Origin of the sequence: Mesorhizobium sp. WSM4906 (assembly GCF_029674625.1) — a bacterium.
GTDB lineage: Bacteria > Pseudomonadota > Alphaproteobacteria > Rhizobiales > Rhizobiaceae > Mesorhizobium.
Window position 1 is genome coordinate 4393404 of the sequence record NZ_CP121355.1, and the last position, 13202, is coordinate 4406605.

Annotated in this window: 16 protein-coding genes; 11 read left to right on the forward strand and 5 right to left on the reverse strand. The window is 63.2% G+C overall.

Features of this window, described 5'->3' with window-relative positions:
* Positions 1-149 precede the first annotated feature (149 nt).
* Positions 150-617: a DUF1203 domain-containing protein gene (locus tag QAZ22_RS21050; RefSeq protein ID WP_278202630.1), complete on the forward strand. Its 468-nt coding sequence runs from the start codon at positions 150-152 to the stop codon at positions 615-617.
* A gap of 381 nt (positions 618-998) precedes the next feature.
* On the opposite strand, the gene ald is transcribed toward QAZ22_RS21050, so the two are convergent.
* Positions 999-2114 (reverse strand): alanine dehydrogenase, encoded by a 1116-nt coding sequence (gene ald, locus QAZ22_RS21055; RefSeq protein WP_278077379.1) that lies wholly within the window; start codon positions 2112-2114, stop codon positions 999-1001.
* Between the two features lie 214 nt (positions 2115-2328).
* Here ald and QAZ22_RS21060 point away from each other — a divergent pair, with 214 nt between their 5' ends.
* Positions 2329-2802: an Lrp/AsnC family transcriptional regulator gene (locus tag QAZ22_RS21060; RefSeq protein WP_059188527.1), complete on the forward strand. Its 474-nt coding sequence runs from the start codon at positions 2329-2331 to the stop codon at positions 2800-2802.
* 3 nt (positions 2803-2805) lie between these two features.
* Here the strand turns inward: QAZ22_RS21060 and QAZ22_RS21065 are convergent, their stop codons facing one another.
* Positions 2806-3465 carry a 5-formyltetrahydrofolate cyclo-ligase gene (locus QAZ22_RS21065; protein ID WP_278202631.1) on the reverse strand — a complete coding sequence of 220 codons (660 nt, stop codon included), beginning with the start codon at positions 3463-3465 and terminating at the stop codon, positions 2806-2808.
* A gap of 175 nt (positions 3466-3640) precedes the next feature.
* Here QAZ22_RS21065 and QAZ22_RS21070 point away from each other — a divergent pair, with 175 nt between their 5' ends.
* Together QAZ22_RS21070 and QAZ22_RS21075 are read left to right on the forward strand one after the other, a co-directional pair.
* Positions 3641-4906 carry an NAD(P)/FAD-dependent oxidoreductase gene (locus QAZ22_RS21070; RefSeq protein ID WP_278202632.1) on the forward strand — a complete coding sequence of 422 codons (1266 nt, stop codon included), beginning with the start codon at positions 3641-3643 and terminating at the stop codon, positions 4904-4906.
* A 139-nt stretch (positions 4907-5045) separates the two neighbouring features.
* Positions 5046-7019 (forward strand): bifunctional 2',3'-cyclic-nucleotide 2'-phosphodiesterase/3'-nucleotidase, encoded by a 1974-nt coding sequence (locus QAZ22_RS21075; RefSeq protein ID WP_278202633.1) that lies wholly within the window; start codon positions 5046-5048, stop codon positions 7017-7019.
* Between the two features lie 62 nt (positions 7020-7081).
* Here the strand turns inward: QAZ22_RS21075 and QAZ22_RS21080 are convergent, their stop codons facing one another.
* Positions 7082-7519, reverse strand: coding sequence for a VOC family protein (locus QAZ22_RS21080; RefSeq protein WP_278202634.1), 438 nt, complete (start codon positions 7517-7519; stop codon positions 7082-7084).
* Positions 7520-7670: 151 nt separating this feature from the next.
* On the opposite strand from QAZ22_RS21080, the gene QAZ22_RS21085 reads away from it, so the two are divergent.
* The 4 genes from QAZ22_RS21085 to kdsA all read left to right on the forward strand — a co-directional run bounded on the left by QAZ22_RS21085 (position 7671) and on the right by kdsA (position 9997).
* Entirely contained in the window at positions 7671-7805 is a 135-nt protein-coding gene (locus QAZ22_RS21085) for a hypothetical protein (protein ID WP_278077372.1), read from the forward strand.
* A 104-nt stretch (positions 7806-7909) separates the two neighbouring features.
* Entirely contained in the window at positions 7910-8200 is a 291-nt protein-coding gene (locus QAZ22_RS21090) for a Dabb family protein (protein WP_126089306.1), read from the forward strand.
* A 79-nt stretch (positions 8201-8279) separates the two neighbouring features.
* Positions 8280-9155 (forward strand): VOC family protein, encoded by an 876-nt coding sequence (locus QAZ22_RS21095; protein WP_278202635.1) that lies wholly within the window; start codon positions 8280-8282, stop codon positions 9153-9155.
* Positions 9152-9997 (forward strand): 3-deoxy-8-phosphooctulonate synthase, encoded by an 846-nt coding sequence (gene kdsA / locus QAZ22_RS21100; RefSeq protein WP_278202636.1) that lies wholly within the window; start codon positions 9152-9154, stop codon positions 9995-9997. The genes QAZ22_RS21095 and kdsA overlap by 4 nt, the downstream gene beginning before the upstream one ends.
* Positions 9998-10006: 9 nt before the next feature.
* On the opposite strand, the gene QAZ22_RS21105 is transcribed toward kdsA, so the two are convergent.
* Positions 10007-10696 carry a hypothetical protein gene (locus QAZ22_RS21105; RefSeq protein WP_278202637.1) on the reverse strand — a complete coding sequence of 230 codons (690 nt, stop codon included), beginning with the start codon at positions 10694-10696 and terminating at the stop codon, positions 10007-10009.
* A gap of 143 nt (positions 10697-10839) precedes the next feature.
* On the opposite strand from QAZ22_RS21105, the gene QAZ22_RS21110 reads away from it, so the two are divergent.
* On the forward strand, positions 10840-11043 hold the full coding sequence (locus tag QAZ22_RS21110; RefSeq protein ID WP_278202638.1) for a dodecin family protein: 204 nt from the start codon (positions 10840-10842) through the stop codon (positions 11041-11043).
* 86 nt (positions 11044-11129) lie between these two features.
* A complete protein-coding gene (locus QAZ22_RS21115) occupies positions 11130-11495 on the forward strand; it encodes a PRC-barrel domain-containing protein (RefSeq protein ID WP_278077366.1) in 366 nt (121 codons plus the stop codon).
* A 63-nt stretch (positions 11496-11558) separates the two neighbouring features.
* Here the strand turns inward: QAZ22_RS21115 and QAZ22_RS21120 are convergent, their stop codons facing one another.
* Positions 11559-11681: a hypothetical protein gene (locus QAZ22_RS21120; protein WP_278077365.1), complete on the reverse strand. Its 123-nt coding sequence runs from the start codon at positions 11679-11681 to the stop codon at positions 11559-11561.
* A gap of 199 nt (positions 11682-11880) precedes the next feature.
* Between QAZ22_RS21120 and eno the strand changes: the two genes are divergently transcribed.
* A complete protein-coding gene (gene eno / locus QAZ22_RS21125) occupies positions 11881-13155 on the forward strand; it encodes a phosphopyruvate hydratase (protein ID WP_278202639.1) in 1275 nt (424 codons plus the stop codon).
* The last annotated feature ends 47 nt before the right edge of the window (positions 13156-13202 follow it).

Sequence of the window (13202 nt, forward strand, 5' to 3'; positions counted from 1 at the left end):
GCCCTGTCTGGCGAGTCCGATAACTCCGGTGTCGTGATTTCGGGTTCGATCTTGCGCTCCGAGCGACGCGCGGACCGCTTGGCAGGAATCGGGTGGGAGATACGGCCGCGCTGGCATAACTTCCGGGCAACGACGCCGGAGATTTAGCCATGAGCATCCAGTTCAAAGCCCTGCCGACCGAAGCCGCGCGAGCCTTGCAGCGGGGAGGGCCAGACGCCTACGGCCTCACGCCCGAACGAAGGGTTTCCGACGGCGACGGCGTGCCGTGCCGGCATTGCATGAAGAATGTTGCGGTAGGCGAGAGCTATCTCATCCTCGCCTACCGGCCGTTCCCCGAGCTTCAGCCTTACGCCGAGACCGGACCGATCTTCCTGCATGCGGAGGAATGCGAACGCTCCGCGGACGCGGAAGCGCTGCCAGAGATGCTCGCAAGCAGCGACTATATCGTTCGCGGCTACGGCAAGGACGACCGCATCGTCTACGGCAGCGGCGCCGTCACTCCGACTAGCGATATCGCGGCTCGCGCCGAGACTTTGTTCGAACGCGACGACATCGCCTATATCCACGTCCGCTCGGCGAGCAACAATTGCTACCAGTGCCGCATCGAACGGGCATGAAAAAAATGCCCGCCGATGGTCTGGCGGGCAGTTGGGAAAAAGCCTGCGACAGAAGCCATCGAGCAGGCGGATCGTGTCTAGGCATTTTTCCCCAGTGCCGAATGTGAAACGCTTCACACAGCGCTTATTGGCGGCGGCCGGCATTTTCGAAGCGGCGAGCGAGACAGTAACGTTGTCGTATTCCCGTCGTACAACCGCGCTAAAAGGCAGTCGTTGATCGATTGCCGACCGCGGATGGACCGGCGGCACATCGCAACACCGAGGAAGCGGGGCTTTGGCTCCGCTTTTTTGTTGCCCGGATTTCTCGCGCGGGAACCAGAAAAGAAAAAGCCCGCCGGAAGGACCGGCGGGCGCGACAGGAGGAAGCTGTTTTCTTCTAAATCAGGCGGCGAGAACCGCCTTCGGCTCGACCATTTCGTAGCCGAGCGCTTCGGCGACGGCGCGATTGGTGATCTTGCCCTTGTGGACATTGAGGCCGTTGCGCAGGTGGTGGTCGTCGACCAGCGCCTTCAGGCCCTTGTCGGCGAGCTGCAGGCCGTGGTGCAAGGTGGCGTTGTTGAGCGCATGCGCCGAGGTGACCGGAACAGCGCCCGGCATGTTGGCGACGCAGTAGTGGATGACGCCGTCGACCTCGTAGGTCGGATCGGCATGCGTCGTGGCATGCGAGGTCTCGAAGCAGCCGCCCTGGTCGATGGCCACGTCGACGAGCACCGAGCCCTTCTTCATGCCGGAGAGCATCTCGCGGGTGACGAGCTTGGGCGCCGCGGCGCCCGGGATCAGCACGGCGCCGACGACGATGTCGGCCGAGAAGCACTCATCTTCCAGCGCCTCGACGGTCGAGTAACGGGTATGGACGCGGCCGCCAAAGATGTCGTCGAGCTGACGCAGGCGCGGGATCGAGCGGTCGATGATGGTGACGTCGGCGCCGAGGCCGGCAGCCATCTTCGCCGCATGCAGGCCGACGACACCGCCGCCGAGCACCGTCACCTTGCCGGGCAGGACGCCCGGAACGCCGCCGAGCAGCACGCCGCGGCCGCCATTGGCCTTCTGCAGCGCGGTCGCTCCGGCCTGGATCGACAGACGGCCGGCGACTTCCGACATCGGGGCGAGCAGCGGCAGGCCGCCGCGATCGTCGGTCACCGTCTCATAGGCAACGGCGGTGACGCCCGAAGCGAGCAGGCCCTTGGTCTGCTCCGGATCGGGAGCGAGGTGCAGGTAGGTATAGAGGATCTGGCCGTCGCGCAGCTGGACCCACTCGTTGGGCTGTGGCTCCTTGACCTTGACGATCATGTCCGACTTGGCGAACACGTCGGCGGCCGTCTTGGCGATGGTGGCGCCGGCGGCGCGATAGGCGTTGTCGTCGGCGCCGATCCCGGCGCCGGCGCCGGTCTCGACCAGCACTTCGTGGCCGTGCGCGACATATTCGCGGACCGAGCCGGGCGTCAGGCCGACGCGGTATTCGTGGTTCTTGATTTCCTTGGGGCAGCCGACGCGCATTTTCTTCTCCTGTCCGGCCCTTGAACGGGCCGCTCTCCCTGACATTTCCGGGCATGCCGCAAGCCTCAAAACCGCCGTGCGGTTCAGGGCGACATGCATGAGACGCAGTGAAGCATGAATCATTCCGTATGTGTTTGCGAATGCACTTGCGGTAACGCCAGGTCTTCGATAATCGTTGCGCAAAATGCCCGCATCTTCGTAGGAATCACGAAAAATGCCGCTCGATAGGATTGATATCGCCATTCTGGAGACTTTGCAGAAGGATGGCCGGATCCCCAACGCGGCGCTGGCAGAAAAGGTCGGGCTGTCGCAGTCGGCCTGCTCGCGCCGGCTCGACAATCTGGAGAAATCCGGAACCATCCGAGGCTACCACGCGCGGCTGTCGAACGCCGCGCTCGGCCATCAGATGACGGCGATCGTCCATATATCGCTGTCGGGGCAATTCGAGAAGACGCTGTCGGACTTCGAGGCGGCGATCAAGCGCTGCCCGAACGTGCTTTCCTGCCATCTGATGTCGGGCGAATACGACTACATCCTGCGCATCGCCGCAAAAGACCTCGCCGACTATGAGCGCATCCACAAGGAATGGCTGTCGGCCATGCCGCATGTGACGAAGATCAACTCGTCCTTCGCCTTGCGCGAGATCGTCGACAGGACGGCGGTCGGCTTGAGGCCGGAGATGGCGTAATCGTCACTTACCTCTAACCGCCTCCGTCACCACCGTCGTCATCGGAATATCGTGCGCCTGCGGGTAGATGGTGGGGATGCGCTGCAATTCGTAGCCGACACCGATGACCAGCGGCCTGAACGGCATGGCGGCAAGCGTACGGTCGTAGAAGCCGCCACCATAGCCCAGCCGATAGTTGCCGGGATCGATGCCGACGACGGGCGAGATCACGATGTCGGGCAGCGCCGGATCGCCCTCGGCCGGGATCGGGATGTTCCAGACGCCTTTCTCCAGCCGGTCTCCAGGCGCGTAGGCGCGGAAGACCAGGGGCTGGCCCTTCTCGATGACGACGGGCAGCGCCGTGCGGCCGCCGCGCGCATTGATCGACGCCATCCAGCCGCGCAGGTCCGGCTCGCCGCGGAACGGCCAGTAGAGGCTGACCATGCGGCCGGCAACGTCGCCGACCAGGGCGTCGAGGCCCTCGGCAATGCGTGCCGACATAGCCGCGCGCGCATCGGCGGAGACGGCAAGCCGCGCGCCGATCAGTCGTTCGCGCTCCGCCTTGCGCCAGCGCCTGACGTCCGCCCAATCGGACAGCGGCATCTGATAGGCAGGGTCGAGCTCGTGCATGGAACAAGGCGGCGAGGCGTATTGGGCCGGGCCGTCATCGCGATCGTCGATCATGCTTTGCTCCCGTCATTTTTGCTTCAGGCTATACCTCCCGCCTGAATAGCGGCATGTGCATTCACGACACCCGGCGACGACTCCCAGGCAATGGAGCTGTCTGCGGCGGCATTGTTGCGGTGCACAAAAATGCTTACATGATGGGCGGTGAATCCGCTTGGCGAGGTGGAATGAAATGAGTGAAGCCAGCCATCGTGTCGTGGTCGTCGGCGCCGGGTTCGGCGGCCTCGAACTCACCCGCGCGCTTGCCGGCGCACCTGTGCGCATCACCATGATCGACAAGCGCAATCACCATCTTTTCCAACCGCTGCTTTATCAGGTGGCGACCACCTCGCTGGCGACGTCCGAGATCGCCTGGCCGATCCGCCATCTCTTGCGCAGGCGCAAGGACGTGACGACGCTTCTGGGTACGGTCACCGGCATCGACCGCAACGCCAAGCGCGTGCTGCTCGAGGATGGCAGCTCGCTTGCCTACGACACGCTGGTGCTCGCCACCGGCGCGCGCCACGCCTATTTCGGTCACGACGAATGGGAGCCTTTCGCGCCCGGGCTGAAGACGCTCGAGGATGCCACGGAAATCCGGCGCCGCATCCTGCTTGCCTTCGAGCAAGCCGAGCGCGAGACCGATCCCGCCAAACGTCAGGCGCTGCTGACGCTGGTCATCGTCGGCGGCGGGCCGACCGGCGTGGAGCTTGCCGGCACCATTGTCGAGCTTGCGCATGAGACGCTGCGGGGCGAATTCCGCAACATCGACACGCGGCAGGCGCGCGTGGTGCTGATCGAAGCCGGCGACCGCATCCTGGCCAATTTCGCGCCTGAGCTCTCGACCTATGCGCAGAAAGCGCTGGAGCGGCTTGGCGTAGAAGTCGAGCTCGGCCGCGCCGTCACGCATCTGGACGCCGACGGCGTCGTCTTCGGCGGCACGCATCTGCCGGCAAAGACCATCTTGTGGGCTGCGGGCGTCGCCGCTTCGCCGGCGGCGGAATGGCTGGGAGCGCCGGCCGACCGGGCGGGCAGGGTGATGGTCGAGCCCGATCTCACCGTGCCGGGCAGCCCTGAGATCTTCGTCATCGGCGACACGGCACATCTGTTGCGGCCGGATGGAAAGCCGGTGCCGGGCGTGGCACCGTCCGCCAAGCAGGAGGGCAGGCATGTTGCGGCAACCATCAAGGCGCGGCTCGCCGGCGATACGGCGCCGCGTCCTTTCCGCTATCGGCATGACGGCGATCTCGCAACGATCGGCAAGCGGGCCGCGGCCATCGATTTCGGCTGGATCAAGCTCACCGGCCGGCTCGCCTGGTGGCTTTGGGGCATCGCCCACATCTATTTCCTGATCGATTTTCGCAACCGGCTCGCGGTTTCGCTTAGCTGGCTATGGATATATTTTACCGGGCAGCGCAGCGCGCGGCTGATCACTCAGGGCGACGACGACAAGAACTGACTGGCTGCCACGCTGCTTTCATCGACGCGTCACCTTGTCGTGATCAACAGGCTTCCGACAGGCGTGGACTCGCAACGCCTTCGACGCCATGTTCGGCGCTCGGGGCAGGGGTTGTTGCGTTGTCGAATAGGAGGAAACAATGTCGCAACCGTTCGTCAGTCGTCGCTCGTTCCTGGCCGGCGCCGCCGCCAGCGGGGCGCTGATCATGCTGCACCCGTTTTCCGCCCGCGCTCAGGCCAACCAGGCGCATCTCAGGATCATGGAAACGACCGACATCCATGTGAACCTGCTGCCCTACGACTACTACGCCGACAAAGCGAACGACACGATGGGCCTGTCGCGCACGGCCTCATTGATCGACGCCGTGCGCAAGGAAGCCACCAACGCCATGCTGATCGACAATGGCGATCTACTGCAGGGCAATCCGATGGGCGACTACGTCGCCTACGAGAAAGGCATGAAGGACGGCGACCTGCATCCGGTCATGAAGGGCATGAACCTGCTCGGCTATGAATGCTCGACGCTCGGCAATCATGAGTTCAATTACGGCCTGTCTTTCATGGACAAAGTGCTGGCCGGCGCCAATTTCCCCTTCGTCTGTGCGAACCTGATCCGCGGCACCGCGCTTGCCACCAACCCGCGCGACGACAAGCTCTACCTCAAGCCCTATGTGATCCTCGACAAGAAGATCAAGGACGGCTCGGGCGCCGAGCAGCCGATCAGGATTGGCGTCATCGGCTTCGTGCCACCGCAGATCATGGTCTGGGACCTGAAGAACCTCGAAGGCAATGTGAAGACGCGCGACATCGTCGAGGCGGCCAAGGCCTGGGTGCCGCAGATCAGGGAGGAAGGCGCCGACATCGTCATCTCGCTCTCGCATTCGGGCATCGACGTCAAGCAGGGCGACATGATGGAGAACGCCTCGTTCTTCGTCGCCGGCGTCGAGGGCATCGACGCTGTCTTCACCGGCCATCAGCATCTCGTCTTCCCCGGCAAGAAGGATTTCCAGGCGCTGGACGGCGTCGACACCGAGAAGGGCACGCTGCAGGGCAAGGCCGCGGTGATGGGCGGCTTCTGGGGCTCGCATATGGGCCTGATCGACCTGCTGCTGGAGCGCGACGGCTCGAAATGGCGGATCGTCTCGGCCACCTCCGAGGCGAGGCCGATCTATGAGCGCGTCGACAACAAGAACAAGGCCAAGGTCGGCGACGACACGCGCATCATCGCGGCGCTGGCGCAGGATCACGAGGCGACGCTCGCCTATGTCCGCCGCCCCGTCGGCAAGACGTCCGCGCCGCTCTATTCCTATTTCGCCTTGGTCGCCGACGACCCGTCGGTGCAGATCGTCAATCAGGCGCAGAGCTGGTACCTCAAGGACATATTGAAGAGCACGCAATGGAAGGACGTGCCGCTTTTGTCGGCGGCGGCACCGTTCAAGGCAGGCGGCCGCAACGGCGCCGACTATTATACCGACGTCCCGGTCGGCGACATCGCCATCAAGAATGTCGCCGACCTCTATCTCTATCCGAACACGGTGCGGGCGGTGGAAATCACCGGCGCGCAGGTGAAGGAATGGCTGGAGATGTCGGCCGGCATCTTCAACAGGATCGAACCGGGCAAAGCGGATCAACCGCTGATCAACACCGACTTCCCGTCCTATAATTTCGACGTCATCGACGGCGTCACCTACAGGATCGACCTGTCGCAGCCGCCTAAATACGATTCGAAGGGCGGCATCGCCAACGCCGGCTCCAGCCGCATCGTCGATCTGAAGTTCGACGGAAAACCGATTGATCCGGCGGCGAAATTCGTCGTCGCCACCAACAACTATCGGGCGGGCGGCGGCGGTAATTTCCCCGACATCAACGCCTCGAAGATCATCTACGAGGCTCCCGACACCAATCGTGACGTGATCGTGCGCTACGTCGTCAGCGAGGGCACGATCAACCCGTCGGCGGACGGCAACTGGTCGTTCGCGCCGTTGGCCGGCACCAGCGTCGTCTTCGAGACCGGCCCCAGGGCGAAGGATTTCATCGATCAGGTCAAGTCGCTGAAGATCGAACCCGCGGGCGAGGGCGAGGTGGGATTTGCCAAATACCGCATCACGCTTTAAAGTTGCGGCAGGGCCCGTTGTGAGACGCGCGCGCTGACATGGGGCGCTCTTCGTCATTGTGTTCAGCTGAGTTCCTGGGCGAGCCCGATGAGAAGCCCTTCAGGTCCGCGGATATAGCAGAGCCGATACACGTCTTTATACTGGACTACATCGCCGACGAGCTGCGCGCCGCGCTTGCGGAGCCTTTCGAGCGTCTCATCGACGTCGTCCACGGCGAACATGACGCGGAGGTAGCCTAGGGCATTCACCGGGGCGTTGCGGTGATCCGCGACGGTGGGCGGCGCGAGGAAGCGGGAGAGCTCGAGCCGGCCGTGGCCGTCCGGCGTGCGCATCATGGCGATCTCGACGCGCTGATCGCCCAGTCCAGTGACCCGTCCAGCCCATTCTCCTTCGATCGTGGCCCGTCCTTCGAGCTCGAGACCGAGCTCGCGAAAGAAATCAATCGTCTGTTCGAGGTCATCGACGACGATCCCTACGTTGTCCATCCGTTTGAGCGCCATGTGTCCAATCTCCTATGTATCCCCAGCCTAACAACCCACCGAATTCGCATCAAACCACGGAGGAGCAACCTGAAAGCGCAAAAACAGTGACCTCGGACAATTGCAGCCAAGGCGCTCTGGTTCCGGCCGGCGACATGCGCTAGCTTCAGCCATGCGTTATGTGATCGTCATCGTCGCCATCACCTTCTTCCTGATCTGGGACGGCCTCTACAACCACGGCTACTATCTCGATGCGACCGTCAGGGAGATGTCGCGCATCGTACGCTACGTCACCGGCGCGGCCTGAGGCCCGACGCTGCCGCCTCGACGGCAGGGCGCGACATCGTTGCCGGTTGACGCGACGGCCTTGCTCCCACAAAACGCGCTCATCCGTCGATCAAGGAGGCTGGATTGATCCGGCACATCGTTTTCTTCAGCGTACGGCGCAAGGAAGATGTGGAGGCCGTACGGTCAGGCCTGCAGGCGCTGGGCAACATCCCTCATTCGAAGCATTTCGAGGTGACGCTCAACACCAAGGTCGACCTGTTCTCCAACGCGATCGACGTTGTCGTCTATGCCGAGTTCGAAGACGAGGCGGCGCTCGCCGCCTATAAGGCGCATCCGATCTATGCGGAGACGACCAGCAAGGTGAAGCCTTTGCGTGAGCTGCGCTATTCGGCCGACGTCGTTGCCGCCGCCTGAGCCAAAGGCAATCCGCTCCATCGATACCTTGAACGTCGGGCCTTGAACCGATTTCCGGAATGGGGCACACCGCGCCGGTATGACCGAAACTTCGACACATCCGCTCGACCATCTCGTTCTGCCCACGCGAAGCCTCGAGATCGCAAGGCTGCGCCTTTCGTCGCTCGGCTTTGTCGTCGCGCCGACCGGCATCCATCCGTTCGGAACCGAAAACGCCTGCGTCTTTTTCGCTGACGGCACCTATCTGGAGCCGCTGGCCGTCGGCGATGAAAAAACGGCCGATCGGGCGATAGGTGAAGGCAACGTCTTCGTCGCGCGCGACCGCCTTTACCGCAGCAGGCTTGGCGACGAGGGCTTCTCCGCGGTCGTGTTCGGAACCGCCGATGCCGATGCCGACCAAGCACGCTATGTCGAAGCAGGGCTGTCTGCCGGCAACATGCTGAGCTTTTCGCGCGCCTTCACCGACACCACGGGCAAAAGCGACACGGCATCGTTCAAACTGGCGTTCGTGGCCGACAGCAAGGCAACGGACTCATTCCTATTCGCCTGCCAGCGCATCAATGCGCCGAAGATCGACCGTACGGCACTGCAGGCGCATGCCAATGGGGTGACCGGCATCATCGAGATCGTCGCGGTCAGCGACAGGCCTTCGAGCCAGGCCAGGCTGCTGTCGACCGCCGCCGGTCAGGACGCGAACGACGGTGACAAGGTTCGATTGCCCAACGCGACTTTGACCGTTCTGACGCCCGACGCTTTTGCCTCGCGCTTTGGTGTATCGGCAGGGAGCCTCTCGGATCTGCGATTTGCGGCCATCATCTTTGCGGTTCGCAGCATTGCCGCCGCCGCCCAGCTACTTGCGGCCAACGCGATCGAACACGACATGAGCGGCGACGAGATCGTCGTGCCGCCGACGCCCGGTCAGGGCGCAGCCTTCATCTTTCGGGAGATCCCATGAGCGAGCCCCTGGCGCCCAATGCATCGGTAACCGTCGGCAAGGTCGTCTTCGCCAACAATGCGCCCTTGTCGCTGATCGCCGGCCCCTGCCAGCTCGAATCGCGCCAGCACGCCTTCGACATGGCCGGTGCGCTAAAGGAACTGACTGAGCGGCTGGGCATAGGGCTCGTCTACAAGACGAGCTACGACAAGGCGAACCGCACCTCGCTGTCGGCGACGCGCGGCGCCGGCCTCGAGGCGGCGATGCCCATCTTCGACGATTTGCGCAAGGCGTTCTCCATCCCGGTGTTGACCGACGTCCACACCGAGGAGCAATGCGCGATCGTTGCGCCGCATGTCGACGTCCTGCAGATACCGGCTTTCCTTTCGCGCCAGACCGACATGCTTGTCGCCGCGGCGCGGACGGGCAAGGTCGTCAACGTGAAGAAGGGCCAGTTCCTGGCTCCGTGGGACATGAAGAACGTCGTCGCCAAGATCACCGGTTCTGGCAACGCCAATGTGCTGGTCACCGAGCGCGGCGCTTCTTTCGGGTATAACACGCTGGTGTCGGACATGCGCGCTCTGCCGATCATGGCGGAGATCGGCGCGCCGGTGATTTTCGACGCCACTCATTCCGTGCAGCAGCCGGGCGGGCAGGGCGGCTCCTCCGGCGGCGAACGGCGCTTCGTCGCGACGCTGGCTTGCGCTGCCGTCGCCGTCGGCGTTGCCGGGGTCTTCATCGAGACCCACCATGATCCGGACAACTCGACCTCTTCCGACGGCCCCAACATGGTGCCCCTCAAGGACATGCCGGCCTTGCTTGAAAAGCTGATGGCGTTCGATCGCGTCGCCAAGGGGCGCTAAATCTTGCCATCATTCGCTACGGCCGGCACCCCGCATGTCGATTGCGAAGACGGCGTAGTAGTCCAGTCCCCGCATAGGGGCGGTGACGGTCAGGATCCATCGCACATTGCCATGCACCCGCTCGTAGATCGGCGGCCCTTTGGAAGCGAGCGCATCGGGCGGTATCTGGAAGGCGAAGGGAATGCCTGCGCTCGACCGGATCGACGCGCTCGGCACGACCACCGTTTCCTGCCACCTGAGCTCATCCTTGTAGGTCGATTTTTGTGTCCCGCTGGTGACTACGACCGGCCCGCCGACCCGATAGGTGCGGATGCATCGCAGTTGCACCCTGTAATCGCCACCCGGGGTCAGATCGCGGCTTGATCGCAGCGAACCTTCGAAGCGCCTGCCGGCGATTGCAGGCCCGCAGACCAGTGTCGTCGTGCCGAACTTGCGAACCCGCAAGGTGTCGCGGATCGCCTTCAGCAGCGAGTAGAGCGCGATGGGCATGAACAGGACCGGGACGAAGATCAGCGGATTGAATTCGCGATCGGTGACGTCGAAATTGAGCGGAAGCTCGAAATACCAGACGATCAGAATGCCGATCAGGCCCATCGCGCCGGCAAAGAAATAACCGCTGAAGGCATTGGCAGAGTTGGCGTCGACCATTGGTGCCGGTGCTTGCACCGTAGCCTGCCGCCGACCGCGCTGTCCGCTCATCCCCAGCTCCCCTGACACGACATTGCCATGCAGTGCGGCCGGCTGGCAATGGCAGCATGCCCGCAACCTCGTCTGGCTTGTCGCTGGCAACCGCCGGCTGTAACCCTCTTCTCCGCAACTGAGTGCTTTGGCGGGAGGAAGCCATGTCTGTCGCCCGGGTCACCGAGATCACGTCGTCGTCCAACAAAAGCTTTCAGGACGCGATCGAGAAGGGCATTGCGCGCGCCGCAAAGACCCTGAAGAACGTCGAAGGCGCCTGGATCCAGGACCAGAAGATCGTGGTCGAAAACGGCAAGATCTCCGCCTGTCGGGTCAACATGAAGGTGACCTTCATCCTCACCGACTAGGATCAGGCGCCAGCGGAAAAGTCTGGAACCTTCGTTCGCTCCCCTCATTGTCAAAACAGGCACTTCAACTTGAGAGGAGCACCACAATGACCACCCCGTCTGGGCACACCGAAGCCATTGCCGCCTCGCGCGTCATCGGCACGTCGGTCTACAACACCGAGGGCAGCAGCATCGGCAGCGTCGAGGACGTCATGCTCGACAAGATGTCGAACGGCATCATGTTCGCCGTCATCGGCTTCGGCGGTTTCCTCGGCATGGGCGAGAAATATCACGCCATCCCATGGGCGAGCCTCGACTATGACGCGGATAAGGGCGGCTACGTCGTGCCTTTCACCAAGGACCAGCTCAAGGCGGCGCCCGCGTACTCGATCAAAGAATTGACCGGCGCCGACGGCGAAGCGGCGCGCGATGCATCCTTCGAGTATTACCACGTAGCGCCCTATTGGCATTGACCGTCAAGCAACGGAATCGAAAGGCCCCCGGAAAAATCCGAGGGCCTTCGCGTTTCTGGACCTCTACTCGGCCGCGCGCAGGGTAGAAAGCTCCATCGAGCTTTGCTGGGGTTTCTGACTGTCGCATGAAGTCAGGAACGCCGCCGCAATCAGAAACAAACTCACGATACCGCTCAACTGGGACATGGCGAAACTCCTCCTGTTTCGCCCCGCGCGAACCCGATCATAGTTCAGAAGGGTCGGTCATGCGCATGACTTATGATGACAGAAATTTGCGCTTCGTGAATCATGGCGCCGGCAATATTTGCAGGCGGCCCGATTGCCTTTTGCGGTGCTTTGGCTAAGAGGGGCGCGACGCTTCAATCGATCAATCGGGGACATCGCAATGACCGCCATCATCGACATTGTCGGGCGTGAAATCCTGGACAGCCGTGGAAATCCGACCGTCGAGGTCGACGTGGTGCTGGAAGACGGCTCGATGGGCCGCGCCGCGGTGCCGTCGGGCGCCTCGACCGGCGCGCACGAGGCGGTCGAGCTGCGCGACGGCGGGCCGCGTTATCTCGGCAAGGGCGTCGAGCGGGCGGTCGAGGCCGTGAACGGCGAGCTGTTCGAGGCGATCGGCGGCATGGAGGCCGAGAACCAGATCCATATCGACCAGACGATGATCGAGCTCGACGGCACACCGAACAAGAGCCGCCTCGGCGCAAACGCCATCCTCGGCGTGTCGCTGGCGGTCGCCAAGGCCGCCGCGGAGGCCGCCGGCCTGCCGCTCTACCGCTATGTCGGCGGCACCAAGGCGCACATCCTGCCGGTGCCGATGATGAACATCATCAATGGCGGCGCCCATGCCGACAATCCGATCGACTTCCAGGAATTCATGATCCTGCCGGTCGGCGCACCGACGCTGCGCGACGGCGTGCGCTGGGGCTCGGAGATCTTCCACACGCTGCGCAAGAAGCTGAAGGACGCCGGCCACAACACCAATGTCGGCGACGAGGGCGGCTTCGCCCCCAACCTGAAGAGCGCCCCCTTGGCGCTCGATTTCATAATGGAATCGATCGAGAAGGCCGGCTTCAAGCCGGGCGAGGACGTCGCGCTTGGTCTCGACTGCGCCGCCACCGAGTTCTTCAAGGACGGCAACTACGTCTATGAGGGCGAAAAGAAGACCCGCGATCCGAAGGCGCAGGCCAAATACCTCGCCAAGCTCGCTTCCGACTATCCGATCATCACCATCGAGGACGGCCTTGCCGAGGACGATTGGGAGGGCTGGAAGGTCCTGACCGACCTGATCGGCAAGAAAGTTCAGCTCGTCGGCGACGATCTCTTCGTCACCAACACGGCGCGGCTGCGCGACGGCATCCGCATGGGCGTCGCCAATTCCATCCTGGTCAAGGTCAACCAGATCGGCTCGCTGACCGAAACGCTCGACGCCGTCGAGACCGCGCACAAGGCGGGCTATACCGCCGTCATGTCGCACCGCTCGGGCGAGACCGAGGATTCGACCATTGCCGACCTCGCGGTCGCGACCAATTGCGGACAGATCAAGACCGGCTCGCTGTCGCGCTCGGACCGCATGGCCAAGTACAACCAGCTCATCCGCATCGAGGAGGAGCTCGGCAAGCAGGCGCGCTATGCCGGCAAGTCGGTGGTCAAGGGCTGATCCGGGTATCTTTTTCGAACCATGAAAAGGGCGGGTCATTCCCGCCC

Coding starts and splice junctions, on each gene's coding strand:
- QAZ22_RS21050 (WP_278202630.1), top strand. CDS start 150: ATGAGCATCCAGTTCAAAGCCCTGCCGACCGAAGCCGCGCGAGCCTTG.
- ald (WP_278077379.1), bottom strand. CDS start 2,114: ATGCGCGTCGGCTGCCCCAAGGAAATCAAGAACCACGAATACCGCGTC.
- QAZ22_RS21060 (WP_059188527.1), top strand. CDS start 2,329: ATGCCGCTCGATAGGATTGATATCGCCATTCTGGAGACTTTGCAGAAG.
- QAZ22_RS21065 (WP_278202631.1), bottom strand. CDS start 3,465: ATGATCGACGATCGCGATGACGGCCCGGCCCAATACGCCTCGCCGCCT.
- QAZ22_RS21070 (WP_278202632.1), top strand. CDS start 3,641: ATGAGTGAAGCCAGCCATCGTGTCGTGGTCGTCGGCGCCGGGTTCGGC.
- QAZ22_RS21075 (WP_278202633.1), top strand. CDS start 5,046: ATGTCGCAACCGTTCGTCAGTCGTCGCTCGTTCCTGGCCGGCGCCGCC.
- QAZ22_RS21080 (WP_278202634.1), bottom strand. CDS start 7,519: ATGGCGCTCAAACGGATGGACAACGTAGGGATCGTCGTCGATGACCTC.
- QAZ22_RS21085 (WP_278077372.1), top strand. CDS start 7,671: ATGCGTTATGTGATCGTCATCGTCGCCATCACCTTCTTCCTGATCTGG.
- QAZ22_RS21095 (WP_278202635.1), top strand. CDS start 8,280: ATGACCGAAACTTCGACACATCCGCTCGACCATCTCGTTCTGCCCACG.
- kdsA (WP_278202636.1), top strand. CDS start 9,152: ATGAGCGAGCCCCTGGCGCCCAATGCATCGGTAACCGTCGGCAAGGTC.
- QAZ22_RS21105 (WP_278202637.1), bottom strand. CDS start 10,696: ATGAGCGGACAGCGCGGTCGGCGGCAGGCTACGGTGCAAGCACCGGCA.
- QAZ22_RS21110 (WP_278202638.1), top strand. CDS start 10,840: ATGTCTGTCGCCCGGGTCACCGAGATCACGTCGTCGTCCAACAAAAGC.
- QAZ22_RS21115 (WP_278077366.1), top strand. CDS start 11,130: ATGACCACCCCGTCTGGGCACACCGAAGCCATTGCCGCCTCGCGCGTC.
- QAZ22_RS21120 (WP_278077365.1), bottom strand. CDS start 11,681: ATGTCCCAGTTGAGCGGTATCGTGAGTTTGTTTCTGATTGCGGCGGCG.
- eno (WP_278202639.1), top strand. CDS start 11,881: ATGACCGCCATCATCGACATTGTCGGGCGTGAAATCCTGGACAGCCGT.